General features: G+C 47.5%; 14 protein-coding genes. 11 read left to right on the top strand and 3 right to left on the bottom strand.

Translation table 11 applies throughout. The features are described 5' to 3' along the window. The first annotated feature begins 115 nt into the window (after positions 1 to 115). The 9 genes from PSHG_RS02940 (at position 116) to erm (ending at position 9,862) form a co-directional block, all read left to right on the top strand. Complete coding sequence (locus PSHG_RS02940; RefSeq protein WP_010269197.1) at positions 116 to 1,465, top strand: LLM class flavin-dependent oxidoreductase; 1,350 nt, start codon at positions 116 to 118, stop codon at positions 1,463 to 1,465. A gap of 67 nt (positions 1,466 to 1,532) precedes the next feature. Next, a complete protein-coding gene (locus PSHG_RS31375; RefSeq protein WP_010269194.1) occupies positions 1,533 to 1,913 on the top strand; it encodes a hypothetical protein in 381 nt (126 codons plus the stop codon). 10 nt (positions 1,914 to 1,923) lie between these two features. Continuing rightward, a complete protein-coding gene (locus tag PSHG_RS31370; RefSeq protein ID WP_010269190.1) occupies positions 1,924 to 2,463 on the top strand; it encodes an ABC transporter permease in 540 nt (179 codons plus the stop codon). A 276-nt stretch (positions 2,464 to 2,739) separates the two neighbouring features. Continuing rightward, a complete protein-coding gene (locus tag PSHG_RS02930; protein WP_010269187.1) occupies positions 2,740 to 3,762 on the top strand; it encodes an ABC transporter substrate-binding protein in 1,023 nt (340 codons plus the stop codon). 31 nt (positions 3,763 to 3,793) lie between these two features. Beyond that, positions 3,794 to 4,567: an ABC transporter ATP-binding protein gene (locus PSHG_RS02925; protein WP_010269184.1), complete on the top strand. Its 774-nt coding sequence runs from the start codon at positions 3,794 to 3,796 to the stop codon at positions 4,565 to 4,567. Positions 4,568 to 4,650: 83 nt separating this feature from the next. Next, positions 4,651 to 5,499: a sulfurtransferase gene (locus tag PSHG_RS02920; protein ID WP_010269181.1), complete on the top strand. Its 849-nt coding sequence runs from the start codon at positions 4,651 to 4,653 to the stop codon at positions 5,497 to 5,499. Between the two features lie 1,205 nt (positions 5,500 to 6,704). Continuing rightward, positions 6,705 to 7,316 carry an RNA polymerase sigma factor gene (locus PSHG_RS02910; RefSeq protein WP_010269179.1) on the top strand — a complete coding sequence of 204 codons (612 nt, stop codon included), beginning with the start codon at positions 6,705 to 6,707 and terminating at the stop codon, positions 7,314 to 7,316. A 67-nt stretch (positions 7,317 to 7,383) separates the two neighbouring features. Next, complete coding sequence (locus tag PSHG_RS02905) at positions 7,384 to 8,208, top strand: hypothetical protein (protein ID WP_148497618.1); 825 nt, start codon at positions 7,384 to 7,386, stop codon at positions 8,206 to 8,208. Positions 8,209 to 9,025: 817 nt separating this feature from the next. Then, positions 9,026 to 9,862 (top strand): 23S ribosomal RNA methyltransferase Erm, encoded by an 837-nt coding sequence (gene erm, locus PSHG_RS02900; RefSeq protein ID WP_010269175.1) that lies wholly within the window; start codon positions 9,026 to 9,028, stop codon positions 9,860 to 9,862. Positions 9,863 to 10,379: 517 nt separating this feature from the next. Here erm and PSHG_RS02895 read toward each other — a convergent pair. After that, the gene (locus PSHG_RS02895) at positions 10,380 to 12,002 is read right to left on the bottom strand and encodes an alkaline phosphatase (RefSeq protein WP_010269171.1); all 1,623 of its coding nucleotides are present in this window, start codon (positions 12,000 to 12,002) and stop codon (positions 10,380 to 10,382) included. Between the two features lie 124 nt (positions 12,003 to 12,126). Between PSHG_RS02895 and PSHG_RS02890 the strand changes: the two genes are divergently transcribed. Beyond that, positions 12,127 to 12,615 carry a DUF3995 domain-containing protein gene (locus tag PSHG_RS02890; protein ID WP_010269168.1) on the top strand — a complete coding sequence of 163 codons (489 nt, stop codon included), beginning with the start codon at positions 12,127 to 12,129 and terminating at the stop codon, positions 12,613 to 12,615. Positions 12,616 to 12,673: 58 nt separating this feature from the next. On the opposite strand, the gene PSHG_RS02885 is transcribed toward PSHG_RS02890, so the two are convergent. Together PSHG_RS02885 and PSHG_RS02880 are read right to left on the bottom strand one after the other, a co-directional pair. Beyond that, complete coding sequence (locus PSHG_RS02885) at positions 12,674 to 13,135, bottom strand: DUF2269 family protein (protein ID WP_010269165.1); 462 nt, start codon at positions 13,133 to 13,135, stop codon at positions 12,674 to 12,676. A 54-nt stretch (positions 13,136 to 13,189) separates the two neighbouring features. After that, the gene (locus tag PSHG_RS02880; RefSeq protein WP_010269162.1) at positions 13,190 to 13,780 is read right to left on the bottom strand and encodes a TetR/AcrR family transcriptional regulator; all 591 of its coding nucleotides are present in this window, start codon (positions 13,778 to 13,780) and stop codon (positions 13,190 to 13,192) included. A gap of 417 nt (positions 13,781 to 14,197) precedes the next feature. On the opposite strand from PSHG_RS02880, the gene PSHG_RS26470 reads away from it, so the two are divergent. Then, complete coding sequence (locus PSHG_RS26470; RefSeq protein WP_010269159.1) at positions 14,198 to 14,794, top strand: TetR/AcrR family transcriptional regulator; 597 nt, start codon at positions 14,198 to 14,200, stop codon at positions 14,792 to 14,794. Positions 14,795 to 14,864: the final 70 nt, after the last annotated feature.

The raw sequence follows: 14,864 nt of genomic DNA, 5'->3' as shown, positions 1-14,864 counted from the left end.
CATAACATTCCAGAGTCATTTTATTGTTTCAAACCAAGTATTCTCATAAGCAAAATATGTAATAGTCTATGGTTAATTTCGTGCATTCAAAATAAATATAGAGGGTGTTAAACACATGAGTAAATCCGAACGAGAATTGCATCTGGGGCTGTTTTTATTTGCAACCGGCTATCATCCGGCAGGCTGGAGACTTCCGGAAGGCAAGGCGGATGGGGCTTACCGCCCTGATTTTATAGCAGAAGTGGCGCAAAAGCTGGAAAGAGCCAAGTTTGACTATTTCTTTCTAGGCGACCGCCTGTCCAGCAGCCCGGATATGCAGCATATTTTTCCATCACAAATGACACGGCTGGAGCCGTTTACGATGATTGCTTATGTGGCTGCTGTAACGAAGCAAATCGGTTTGATTGCTACGGCCAATACGACTTATGCAGAGCCCTATCATATTGCCCGGCTAACTGCTTCGCTCGATCATTTGAGCGGTGGGCGTGCTGCGTGGAACATAGTTACCGGTGCTGACCCGACAGCCGCACTGAACTTCAGCCGTGAAGAGCATTGGGATAACGCCCGGCGCTATGATTACGCTGAAGAGTTCGTGGATGTAGTCACTAAGCTGTGGGACAGCTGGGAGGATGAGTCCCTCCCCATGAACAAAGAGAGCGGGATGTTCGCTGATGCAGCCAAGGTTCACAAGCTGCACCATAAAGGAGACTTCTTCTCCGTGGAAGGGCCTCTGAATATTGTCCGCCCTGTACAAGGTCAGCTGCCATTAGTACTGGCAGGAACCTCGGAGCGGGGAAGAGATTTGGGTGCGAAGGTGGCGAATGTTATTTTTACCGCTCAGCGCTCCATTGAAGATGGCCAGGAGTTTTACTCCAGCATTAAAGGAAGGCTCCCCGGGTTTGGCCGTACCCGTGATGAAGTGACGATTATGCCGGGACTTGTGCCCATCGTCGGACGAACCTCTGAGGAAGCACGCGATATCTACCGCAGGATGAATGAACTGCTGGTAACGAATTTTGACTTAAGTGAATTGTCCAGGCGGATTGGGGTTGAGTTATCCCCTGCAGCGCTGGACGACGAGTTGAGTGAGGAGATCATAAAGTCAGTCAATCACGATGGCGCCAACTGGATCAAGCTGGCCCAAAAGGCGAATGGAAGAGAGGCGATCACCGTGCGTGAGCTGTTCTACTATTTTACCGTTACGGTGAGAGGGCATCTGCTCGTAGTAGGCAGCGGCAAAGAAATCGCTGATCTAATCGAAGAATGGTTCGTCGGCGAAGCCGCGGACGGATTCAACGTCTGCCCGCCATATATGCCGGGCGGTTTGGATGATTTTCTCGAATTGGTGGTACCGGAATTGCAGAAGAAAGGCATTTTTCGTAAGGAATACAGCGGGAATACTTTCCGTGATCACCTCGGCCTAAGCCGCCCCGAAAACCGATTCCAGAAGGTTGAGAATGCTTAATCTATAAATTCGTCAATTCCCGATATTAGCAAGTTTGATCAAGGGATAAAAAAGGTGGTGATCAGATATGGATCGCAAGCTCGGTTCATCGCAACCGTCGACGGTGCCCAAATCAGCGCCTCATGCGGAATCTTCCGGGGCTCCGCGGTCGGCAGCTCCTTCCTTGCAAGACAATGCGACTGGAGAAGCAAAGGCAAAGGCGGAGCGCAAAAGATCAAACGACCAATCGACAGCTCGCACTGTTAAACGCAAACGGTTGGCCGGACAGCTCGGATTGCTGATCGTATTTCTAGGGATTTGCGAATTTGTTGTTCGTCAGGGGATCGTAAACAGCTTGTATTTGTCCGCCCCCACGGATGTACTGAGTAAAATTGCCGAGCTGTCTACCCAGTCTGCTTTTTATAGTGCGCTTTACGTAACCTTGGCGGAATTTTTTTGCCGGATATAGTCTTGCGGCTGTGCTGGGGATTGCCACCGGCTTGGTGCTTGTGCTGGTTAAAGGAGCTGAAGCTTTTTTCCGCCCCTATCTCGGCGCATTAATGGCTGTACCGAAGGTCACGATCATCCCGCTGATGATGCTGTGGCTTGGAATCGGGATGCCTCATAAAATCGCCATAGTGTTTCTGTTCTGTTACTTTACAATCGCGTTTAATACAATTACCGGCGTCAAGCAAGCGGCAGAGAATCACTTGAAGGTAGCTCGTGTGTTCGAGGCGACCCCTATGCAGACCGTAACGAAAGTGATTTTGCCTTCGGCGGTTCCCGCTATCTTCGCTGGTTTGCGGGTTTCCGCAGCGACCGGACTGGTAGGAGCTTTATTCGGAGAAATGCTTGGCTCCAAGGACGGTCTCGGTAATTTGCTGGTCAAGGCGACTTCGCTGTATGATACGGCTCAAGCATTTGCTCTGATCACAATCGTAACAGGAGTTTCCGTGCTTCTTCTCACCTGTATTGATCTGCTGGAGAAAAAGGTTTTTTTAAAGTGGAAAAGCGGCTGATCCAAAACTAAGCCTATGCTCCCGAAGAAAGTTTTGCCCAACATTACTATTTCTTCATGTTTATCCAAAACTAAGCCTATGCTTCCGAAGAGAGTTTTGTTCAACATTACTATTTCTTCATGTTTATCCAAAACTAAGCCTATGCTTTCGAAGAAAGTTTTGTCCAACATTACTATTTCTTCATGTTTATCCAAAACTAAGCCTATGCTTTCGAAGAAAGTTTTGTCCAACATTACTATTTCTTCATGTTTATCCAAAACTTTGAGGTGACCCCCCATGAAACCAAACAAAACTATAACGTCAGCTCTATATTTCCTCATAATCTCCCTGTTAATTGCAGGCTGCGCAGGAAACGATGCTCCCAATAACGGAGCGACTGGTCCCGCCAACGGGACAGCAAACAGTGAGCCGCCAGCTGCAGCGCTGGAAAAAGTAACCTACGCTGCCTTTACCGGAGTAAGCGGTCTGGCCGTTCACTTTGGTGCGGAGAAGGGCTTTTTCGAGGAAGAAGGTCTCGATGTCGAGTTCGTTACCCTTAAAGACCCGATAGCCGGGCTGGTTAGCAAAGAGGTGGATGTGGTCGATGTCAACACGACTGCCGCCATTGTATCCGCAGGGAAAGGCGCCCCAATCAAAATTGTATCCTCGATGTTCCGGACGAAGGGCCCCTTCTATCTGATTGCTAACAATGACATTGAATCGATTGAGGATCTGAAAGGGAAAAACGTCGGTTCCGGAGTTTTCGGCAGCGGACTTGATGTGTATACGCAAACGATTTTGCAAGCTCACGGACTGACTGGTGATGATGTGAATTTTGTAGCGAATGGCAGTCATGAAGCAGCCTTTGCCAGCCTGGAAGCAAACCAAGTGTCTGCGACGATCATCCATGAACCGTTCGCATCTTTGGCGGAAAGCACAGGAAAAGGCAAGCTGCTGGCTACCGGTTGGGACTACCTGCCGAATTTTCACACGGGTGTGCTGGCTGCAAATCAGGATTTTATAAACGAAAAACCGGAGCTCCTGGAGAAACTGCTCTGTGCATATTTTAAATCACAGCAATATGCTAAGGACAACCTGGATGAATTCAAAGAATATTATCTTACTAATACAACGATTGAACCGGAAATTCTCGATCAAGCGTTAGAACGCGAAATGGTGCTGTGGGAAAATAATCCCGATGTTAATTTTGACCATTTGGTGGAAACGCAGCAAATTCAATTGGACCTGGGCTTCCAGGAAGAAATCTATGATGTGGAGCAAATCGTGGATTTGCGCTTCATTCCTCAAGGAAATCCGTAAGGAAGTGTGCCCGTAAGGAGGGATTTCACCTATGGCAGGCTTTGAAGTGAAAGATGTCGGTAAAATTTATGAAGGTCATACTCCCGTAGAGACGCTGCAGCATATTAACCTCACGATTCAAGATGGCGAATTTGTCTGCCTACTCGGACCGAGCGGCTGCGGAAAAAGCACGCTTCTGGAAATTCTCGCCGGACTGCAAAGACCAAGCAGCGGGGAGGTGAGGTTCGCCGGGGAAGTGATGAAGGGAACGGATAAGCGGCTTGGAGTTGTTTTTCAGGACCCGTCCCTATATCCTTGGAGAACGGTTTCGCGCAACGTGGAACTGGGCCTGGAAATGCGGGGAGCGGATAAAAAAGAACGGCGCGAGCGGGTGCAAAGTTATCTGAAAATGGTAGGCTTAAGCGGTTTCGAGCAAAAATATCCGCATCAATTATCCGGAGGTATGCGGCAGCGGGCCGGCATTGCCAGAGCGCTGGCGAACGAGCCGGAGGTCCTATTGATGGATGAGCCGTTCGGTGCTGTCGACCATTTGACGCGGCTGCAGCTGCAGGATGATTTGCTGGAGATCTGGAAAAAGGAAAAGAAAACGGTAGTCTTTGTCACCCATGACGTGTCCGAGGCGGTGTTTCTGGGCACCCGGGTTGTCTTGCTTTCAGCCCGGCCTGGGAAAATCAATCAGATCTTCCACATCCCGCAGAAACACCCGCGCAAACGGGACGATCTGGAGCTGTTAAAGGTTCAGAATGATATTTACGCGGCGATCTATGACATTAAGACGCAGGAAGATTTAGAATATATCATTTAGATTCTTATGCTGTCTATGGTGAGTTTAAAAATAAGCCGGCATTTGGACCGGCCATCTCCATGAATGAAAAGGAGGGAACCAAGTTGAGTGCCAAAGCAAGTGCTATCGTAAACGGGGACTGGGTGGAAGCCCGGTTGGAAAAAGGCGGGCTAACTGTGCTGGATGTTCGCTTCGCTCCCGGTAAACCGGACTATGGACGCACATCCTATGAACAAGGTCATCTTCCTGGCGCGGTTTTTGTAGATTTCAAGAAAGACTTGACCGCACCTGCGCAAAAGCATGGGGGACGCAGTCCGCTCCCATCGATTAAACAACTGGCTGATACATTAGGCCAGTTAGGGGTTTCTCGCGATCGACTGGTTGTTGTCTATGATGATGAAGGAGATCCGGCTTCCGCCCGGCTGTGGTGGATTTTGAGCTATTTAGGACATGAAAAAGTTTATGTGCTGGACGGGGGATTTAAAGCTTGGGAGCGGGAAGGGCGCCCATTGTCTACAGAGTTGACAGAGCCAGAGCCGGCTGTTTTCGTTCCTGAACCGCAAGAGGATTGGCTTGCTGATCAGGAGGAGGTTAAGGCAGCACTGGATCAAGACCGGGTTACACTGATTGATTCTAGAGATCTGGCCCAGTATTTGGGGGAGGAAGCTCCTTTTGATCCTGTCGCCGGGCATATTCCCGGAGCGAAGCATTATTTCTGGAAGGATGGCCGGGATGAGCAGGGAAGATGGAAGGCAGCGGATGCGCAAAAGCAGAGGTTTGCTGACCTTCCGCTTGATCAGGAGCTTATCGTTTACTGCGGCTCCGGTATTTCTGCCTGCCCGAATGTGCTGGCATTAAAAGAAGCCGGCTATAAGAACGTGAAGCTTTATTCCGGGAGCTGGAGCGACTGGATCAGCTATCAAGGCAATCCGATCGCGACGGGAGAAGAGTAATAGTTCACTATCCGAATACTGGAAAGAACTAGCACCCTATAATTTGCCGGATATTCCGGGTTATGAACCAGGCTCCCGTGACAGTTGAGACAGACAGAGCCGGCAGTGTCCCGCCCAAGGGCGACGCTCGCAAGCGCAGCGGAGGGCCCAGCGGCCGCCGCCGCAGACGGGGACCAAGTGCTGAGAAGCAAACCTGACAAAGGATAGCTGGGAAATGAGGTAGGACGTTCTCGATAATCTGAGGCACCCATCTTGGGTGCTCTTTTTGTTAAAAATAACCCCCCGCGTAAACTCCCCGCATGATGAGCAATCTCGGGTAATTGTACCTCAATCACATAACTTGCTACGAAATTTCGTCTGAAACACTGGCTGCAGCTCCTTATTAGCTTAAAGCCCTGCATTTGTACGATTTGCCACACAAATATTGGGTAATCTCCCTTCAATTCCTTTCCTTTGTACGATTTGTCATACAAATCTTGGGTAATTGCACTTCAATCCCCTGAATTTGTACGACGTTTCATACAAATCACCCGTAATCGCCCTTCAACCCCTGAATTTGTACGACATTTCGTACAAACTGCAGGAAGCAAGCCCGCGAACCCCGCCAACCTTGGCCAGTTTCATGCCGGAGTTGTGCCAGAACTGAAGAAGACATCACTGTTTTCATTGTAAATCCTCCCAGTGTTCAATTTTAAAATAGCAACCGGCGCGTATTCCGGGAATCGGGAACTGTAGTAGCTTAAAGTTGCATTACAATAAACTTAGAACGTTCGTGTTACATGAAGTCGAGCCATCTTCAAAAAGTGTGGATCTAATGAACGATCTGCCAGGGCGGTTTGGTAATACCGTGTTGCACGCTCCCTTATGATCACACGAACTGGCCACGCATATGAAAGCAGTACTTAAATAGGAATTAATTCCCATTAGCATTTAACAGATGCGTTTGGTGCAGGCGGTTCGCCATTGTAACCTATAGTGAGGTAAAACATACCACAAATAATGACAGAAAGAAGTAGTAGTTAAAATGATATAATGTAGTTAGAATAATGTCATGTCACCCAGTTTTGTGTTCCCGCTGAACTTTAGTTCAGCGGTGTTTTATTGTGTATTATTTGACGAGATCTCTGTATTTATTAATAAAATTTGTTCTTGTGTCACATTCCAGCTAGGCCGCTTCGTAGTAAACAGTAAAGGAGGGAATACAGTTGACTGACTCTGAACTACGTCAAATCATTACCGACGTATTGGGAGGAGATATCGAATCATTCAGCCGCATTGTCCAGGCATACCAAAAGCCCATATATTATTACTGTTATCATATGCTGTCTAGTACAAGTGAGGCAGAGGATTGCGCACAAGAGGTTTTCCTTAAGCTGTTCCACAATCTGACAAGCTATGATCCGAATAAGTCTTTGGAAGCCTGGCTCTACAAGATCGCTTATCATCAATGCGTTGATATTCTCCGTAGACGAAAGCTGACCCGATACCTCCCCTTTTTCTATCAGAGGGACAAGGATAACAGACATGTTGATCTTGAGATTGAAGCCACATATTTCAATGAAGATGTACAGAAAGCAATGTCAAGGTTATCTGCTGAAGAACGAAATCTTTTGATTTTACGATGTGTGGAGGATAAGAGCTACGATGACATTGCCGACATCCTTCATCAGAAGACAGCAAGTCTGCGCAAAAAGTACGAGAGAACAACGGCTAAATTTCGGAAATACTTTGCTGAAGAGAAAGGAGAGAGCCTTAATGACAATGGGGCAGGAAGATCAGGATCTAAGAGAGCTTATTCGAAGAGGACAGCCACCTGAGGTTGATCTCTCCGCTACGGTCATTAGGAGGCTCTCAACAAAACAAATGGAGAAGGGAAGATTTTACATGAAACATAGAGTTAAATTATTGGTCGCTGCAGGAATGCTGGTGGCTGTATCCTCAGCGTTCGGAGCTTCACAGTTCCTTACCTTAAAGGATAGTAAGGGAGAGGTTGTGTACGAAGAAAAATTGGGGTCACAGGCTCCGTTAGTCGATACCTCTAGGATTGATTATCCTCATTTACACCAAAGTAATGAGATTTTGGATAAAGAACTCAGTGATGGAGAAGTCGGTATTCTCTATGTCCTGAAGAATAACCCTGACAATAAGTTGCATCAGCGCTTTAACCCAGAGCAATTTGTAGATTTTGCTTCATTCAATGCCAGGCTGGGTGATGTGGATCTCAACATCCCGAGCGCTCTGGATAGCGGATATGTGTTCGAGCATGGTTCTATTCAATTTGAGCCCGTCCTCGATGTGAATCAGCTATCTGAGGAGGAGAAGCTTGCTATCGTACAAGATCTGAAGGAGCAGGCGGAGCAGGCCGGAGAAGAATATGCGATTAAGCCAGTTGATGTCACGGATGAGTTCTGGAAGACATACAGCCTGTACAAAAAGGGTGACAATCAAATTTCCCTGCAAGTGGTAAACCTGGGCGAGCACTCTGGAGCGGCCTATTGGGATGATACGATCCAAATGACCAAAACGAAGCTGGAGGAAAATGGACAGGAAGCGATTCTTACCAGGTTTTCGGATAGTTCAAGTCTTCAACTTGTATGGATTCAAGAGGATAAAGAGAAAGGTGTTAATTACGAGTATATTATGAACACCAGAGGCGGCGACATTGACGAGGAAGAGCTAAAAGGAATCTGGATGGAGCTAATTCAATAATCTTGGCTGGCTATAAGACACGGGATTAATGAAATTATCCCACTATTGCAAGATTCATGCTTTTTATGAAAAATGTGACTACAAAAAAGATCATACGGCAAAGCATGCCCCGTCTCCATTCTAATTTTGAAAGGAGGCGGGGTTATTGTGTTTGGATCGTACAAATCTTCGCTGTAGATGTTCTTTTTTCCATTTGTCGTGCTCAATTTCAAAACCCGTTTTCTTTGCTCACCTTGCCTTCCAACCTCGACTATGTTCGATACTTGGCCTTTCTAATAACTGCATCCCAACTGTTCGACAAGGCAGCTGCATCGTGCTAAGAGCGGAAGGTTGATGGATGCAGCGAATAATCATCATGCTAGCTGAAAATGGTTGTATGCAGCATCAAGATATGATAAGATACGAGGTATCTCAAGGAATGGAGGGTTGTCCTAAGCTATGGGTATGGCAATAATTTCAGGAAGATTGCGTTTTGTAACTTTGTCCCACTAATTCAATAGTGAACAAAGGCTCTGTCTTGCGTGCGGAGCAAAAACGGAATCAGTCTGCCCATTTTAGGACATCTCTTAAGCATAGATGGCGAAGTCGGGACAGCGTGTCTGTCTCTTTTTTTGTGTTCTTTTACGAGCACTCTTTTTCTCGTCTGGCTTTATGGATATTTTTTGAAAACCCTAAAAATCCTGCTGTCTTGGATTCATAACGGACAACGGGCTGCTAAAATGTGCACTTTTCTTTTCTATTCTTTGATCCGCCGCAGGCATAAGCCTGTCTTTTTTTTGCGTGTCAAAAGGATCGAGGAATAGGAGGAAATGAATCTATGCGCAGACAAAACAAGAAACACAGGAAAATAAAAAAGCACCGGTCAGGTCCAAATTTTACAGCCCAGCATCTGCTGCATCATCCGGGGACCATCAGGCAGTTAATAGATTCAGCACAAGTGCAGTCAGGCGATACAGTTGTTGACATTGGTGCGGGGAAAGGGGGAATTACTTTTCCTCTGTCGCTGAAAGCAAGAAAGGTTATTGCGGTAGAAATTGATGCTGATTTCGTGCAAATGTTAAAGGCCAAAGCCCAAGATTCTCCCCATATTAAGGTGCTTCACTGTGATTTTAGAGCAATGAAGCTGCCAGCTAATCCGTTTTGTGTCGTTGCTAATATCCCTTTTTCGATCACCACTGCGATACTGGAAAAGCTGCTTGGGCCTGAGGGCAAGGCATTTCAACGCGGAGCGTTCATCCTGGAACAAGGAGCCGCTAAAAGATTTACGCAACCGGCTGCCCTTGATCCTCGTTTACTGGCCTGGAGAATGCATTTTGAATTTGAGATGGGAACTGCGGTGCCGAAGCACCATTTTTCGCCGCCGCCACGGGTAGATGCGGCCATGATACGCATTAGCCGAAGAAGCCAGCCGCTGGTTCCTTTCAGGGAAAGCAAAAGATTCGCCGCGTTTGCTGCTTACGCCTTGAGACAGCCGCAGTTGACGGCAGCCGATGCCTTGCGGGGAATTTTTACGCCAGCACAATTAAAAACAGCTTTCAGGACGGCAGGAATCGAACGAATGCAAATAATCGCAGTCCTATCGTTAGAGCAATGGGCAGTGCTATTTCTAACCATGCTTCAGCATGTACCGCATTACCGCTGGCCAAGAAGGTAGCAGAAGAGGCATGAACGGGGACCAGAGTTTTATTGCTGCTAAAAGAACTACGTGGTTCCGGTGACAGTCTGGGATTATACCTTGTTTTCCGAATAAAGCGATATCCTTACAAATAGTGGAACCCGTAAAGCACACCCGCAAAAGACACACGTAAAAGGAACACCTGCGAAAGGCCGCCCATAAAGGAGCGTCTGCAAAAGGGCACCTGGCCTATAGAAATACGCCCGGCCTACAAAGGAACGTCTCACTAAGAACAGCCCCATAAAAGGACAATTACCGTGCCTTTTATGGGGCTGTTTCTATTTACTCCCGAGTTGTAAGGATGAGCGGCTTTATCGGTTCTATATCTTGAGGCGCTTTCTCAGGAAGCGGACTGCTTGTGTTTGAACGTCGTTTGATGCAGCAAAGCACCGCACGCTGGGAAAGTGCGCGCGGTGCTTGCGATGCGTGCGATGCAACCGGTGCTGGCCTTTTCCAGCTAATTAGACCATAATTCCGAACCTCAAAGTGAGCTTTTTTACGGGATCAGGTCAATGGCTTGCTGAGGCACGAACGTTTTTTCGCCGTTAAAGACAGTGACGCCTTCCAAAGGAATCATCGTTCCATTGAACTCGGCAATATTCGTATAAATAGGGAGTCTTAATGTGTCCGAGCCTTTGGTTACGATGACTACAGGGTTTTTCGGATCAGTGATGTCCCATTCTACTTCCGCACCTTTGGCTGTGAACGCCTCTCTAGCAGGTACAAACAGCCGCTCTGTGGTAGCGTTCAAGTCTACACCCAGCGCTTCGGCCATATACACAGCCAGTTCAGTGTTATCCAGAACGCCAGTCAAACGTCCGTTACCCGGAGTGTAAGAGTAGAGAGTTACGTCTCCACCTGTATGCCCGCCTGTTGTCCAGCCAATCATGGCGCGCTTACTGATCATCGGTCCGACTGTGTAATTCATGCTGCCGGGTTTTGTTTCTTGAATAGCTTTTACTTCTTCATCTGTCAGATCAGAAATTCCGTAGTACTGCTCCATCACTTCTTTGACGTTGGAACGATCTTCGTTCAACATCTTTTCCAGGCCTTCGCCGGTTAGCTTAGCTTTTTGCAAAGGGGCGATAAATGTGGACAGCGGCAGCTTGTCATAGGTTCTCGAGGTTTCGGCGTTGCCGATCGTAATGCCGCCATTGCCATGATCGGTAGCGGCCAGCACCATCGTATTTTGATCCTTCTTGGCGAAATCCAGTGCGACTTTAACCGCTTCATCAAAAGCAAGCACGTCACTGATAATACCGATCGGATCATTGGCATGAGCCGCCCAATCCACTTTGCTTCCCTCTACCATTAAGAAGAATCCTTCCTCGTTCCGGGAAAGCACTTCTATCGCTTTGCTGGTCATTTCCGCAAGGCTGGGCTCCTTGGCGGGATCGCGATCCATGTCGTAGGCAAGAGCGGAGGGAGCAAACAGCCCCCACAATTTATCAGCGGTAGAAGCTTTCAGTTCATCGATTGTTGTTACGTAATCATAGCCGGACTGCTTAATGACTTCCAGCAGATCATTTCCGTCTTTGCGTCCATCCGGTACGAAAAACCGGCTTCCTCCTCCGAGAACGACATCCAAGCCATTATAGACCTGCTGCTTGCTGAGTGCATCATAATTGCTGCGGTCAGGATAATGCGCGCTGAAGGCAGCCGGTGTGGCGTGCATAACTTCGGACGTTGAGATTATACCGGTGGACTTGCCGGCCAGTTTGGCTGCTTCTAATACATTGGCCACAGGCCGTCTCTCTTCACCGGCAGGAATCGGATCAACACCCGGCATATCTGCAACATCAGGCAGAACGCCTACATAGCCTGTATGCGACTTGTGTCCGGTAGCAAATGCGGTGCCGGCGGGAGCGGAATCTGCAATAGCCGCATCAGCGGAATGAGTCTTCACCATGCCGCTGGCCATTTCATCCATTGCCAAAGGGGTGCCGCCTTTGTACCATCTGGCCAGTGTAGTGCCATCAACGCCCATCCCGTCAGGTATGAGAATAATTACGTTTTTAGCCGCTGGTACTGAATTGGCGGCAAGTGCTGCGCCGCCTGTTGAAGCAAACGCAGTGAAAGCAATCATTACGGCAAGCATGGCTTTCATCATCTTCTTCATTGTTCGTCCCTCCTACAGTTATGTGTTATCTTTTTCAGAGTAAGGGAGAACTATTTGCTCAATGTCATCGCTGTTTTAAGGTTTTATTAAAGTTTGAAGCATGATAGATTTGGGGGTGTGGAAGATGTGGGAAAATGAAGGAAGGGTGGTTCGTCTGGAAGCAAATCATAGATCTGTTGTGACGGGTGTAATTTGGACGGTTATTTTTTCAGGGATGAGCTTTTATTGGGCTATGGGCGGCCAGCTTGGTCTTAAGTCATTGGGAGGCTCTATTTATGAGATGTCACAAAATCCTGATCCATCCTTTGTTAGAATCGTATGGCTCACAGGATTTGTAAAGCTGCTCGGGATCCCGCTGCTGCTGGGATTGTATGTGAAATGGAAGAAACCAATAGCTGCAAAGGCATTCTATTACGTAACCAAAGCAGCTGGCATATGCATATTTCTATATGGGTTTTTAAACTTCATCACGATCGCTTTAAGCGCCCTCGGTATTTTGGATTTTGACTTGGAGGCCTCAGCAACATTTTGGAGACTGGTGTTCTGGGAGCCTTTCTGGATGATCGGCGGTATGTTTTATTTCTTTGCTGTGAAAAGAGGAAATACTGCCTGAGGCAAGTACGTGGATGGACCGTCAGGCAGGGATATTTCCTCGCCTAATCGCCTATCGTTTAGAAGCTCTTAAAAACCATCAGGTACAAAATAGCAACGGGCAGCAAGGTAGCGGCCGTTCCATAAATTGCCCACTGGGAAGATGCTTTATGGTAAGCCTTCGGGAGGATGCCTGAGCGCATTCCCTCTGCGCTTAGACGGATCATTTTGCGCTGTAAAGGAAGTAGAAAACCGAGCCATATCGCCCCGGTAACCGCCATTAACAGCAGGGAGAGTGTCAGCCAGTTCATGCCGGACAACGTATAGCCGCCTTTGACGGCCATTAGCACGCCAGAAATAAGCAGAAGTGCCAAGCCGGGAAGCGTGAATACATAATCGGCCAGCATAAGATGTTTGGCAGCGCTGTGAATGATGGAAGGATTGTGCTGACGGTCAGACATCACTTTCCAGAAAGCTGCCGTAATGATGTTGCCTACAAAAAGAATCGCTCCAAACAAATGAAGCCATAATAATCCATTCATGAAAAACAGTCCTTTCCTTGTTGAGGTTGCTTATAGATTGCTGGAGAACCCCCTTTAGTCACGCTGCAGGGTATCTTTTAAAAATTGAATATAGTCATTCATTTGAAAGGACGGGTTATGCGCCGGCAGAAATGCACGCATGCGCAGCCCAAGTGCGAGCAGAACAAACAGTTCTCCGCTCTTGTCCTTATCCACTGACAGGGGAATGACCCCATGCTGCTGACCGGAAGCGATCCACTCGCGGGATTGGCGGACGGACTGTTCATAGAATTGTTTAAGCACCTCGTCGATTTCCGGTATGCCGCTTTTGCCGAGCAGATAGACCAGAATTTGATTCATCACATTCCCCGGATTTTCCAGCTCCGAGAATCCGCTTGTAATAGCCTCGAGCGGGCCTTCAAAATTTTTACTCTGCTTGACCCGGTCATAGAAATGCTGGTTGACAATGTTCAAGCCGTCCTGCAGCACCCATGCGAAAATTTCATCCTTGCTTTTGACATAGTGAAAAATAGCCCCCTTGGACAAACCGGAACGGTCCATGATGTCCTTCATCGTAATCGATTCGCAGCCCTTCTCGGCAATTAGTGCTTTCGTAGTATCTAACAGCAGCTGCGTAGTTTGCTGTCTCCGCAATTCCTGCTTCATATTTTATCCCCCGCCTTATATGATTTCCTCATCGGATCTTGACTAAGATTTTTTTGGTTCTTGACTCAATTATAAATACAGACCGTCGGTTTGTAAATAATTTTCTTTATTTATACCAGCACTGCTGTCGTGAAAGCCGGGCAGACCAACTCCGGTAAAAGTGTAAGTCGCTGCAAATAACATAAGAAAGCTACGAGAGGCTTGACCAGCGGCGATTAGGCGAGCAGGCCTATCGGTTATTGACAAACCGAACGTTGTTCTGTTACGATTAGCTCACATACCGAACGCTGTTCTGTCGTGTAATTACCGAACATTGTTCTGGTGCGAACGGCGGCGTATATACCGAACATCGTTCAGCTTTGAATGGAACGGCCTACATGCCGAGCGCTGTTCGGATGAGCTAGGGAGATGATTGAAATGAGCGAAAAAACTTTTAGTCCTACCCTGTATAAATTGCTGGAAACTGCTGAGGAACTGATCAAGGAAAATGGCTGCAAGCAGACAACGATTCGCGATCTGGTAAGCCGGTCAGGGGTATCCATGGGCGGCATTTATCATTATGTGCAGAGCAAGGAAGAGTTGTTTGGTCTTATTTTGGAGCATAAATTGACGCAAATTGACCGGCAATTTTATGAAGCGGTATGCCAAACCGAGCTGGGGGATTTGGAGAAGCCGCTGAAGGCGATAATGGAAGGATTTTTTAAGCATTTGATAGGAGAACGCAAGGTGGCGCCTGCTGTGCTCATTTATTTGGTTAGTCTGCAAAATAATCCAGCCGTGAATGGGATAGTAGGACGTTTTCATCAAAAATGGAAAGATATTTGCGAGGAGTGGATAAGAATCGGCCAGCAGGCACATGCCATACCCGGTGAGCTGGATGTTCGTGCTGCTTCTGCGTTTCTCGTCACGTATTTGTTCGGTCTAATGATCGAAGACCGCGTGAGCCCTGATGGAGTCGTTTTCCAGAATGCTTATGAAATGGTATATCGTCTTTTACAGCAGCCGGCTCGTTAAAGGTATCTTGTGAACTACATGTTTAACGGGGTATTTCCAAGCAATCAATACTGGATAAAACATCCTGCAT

This window comes from Paenibacillus senegalensis JC66 (assembly GCF_000285515.1).
Classification (GTDB): domain Bacteria; phylum Bacillota; class Bacilli; order Paenibacillales; family NBRC-103111; genus Paenibacillus_L; species Paenibacillus_L senegalensis.
Note: the sequence above shows the minus strand (reverse complement) of the source record. Positions and strands in the feature narration are given on the sequence as shown.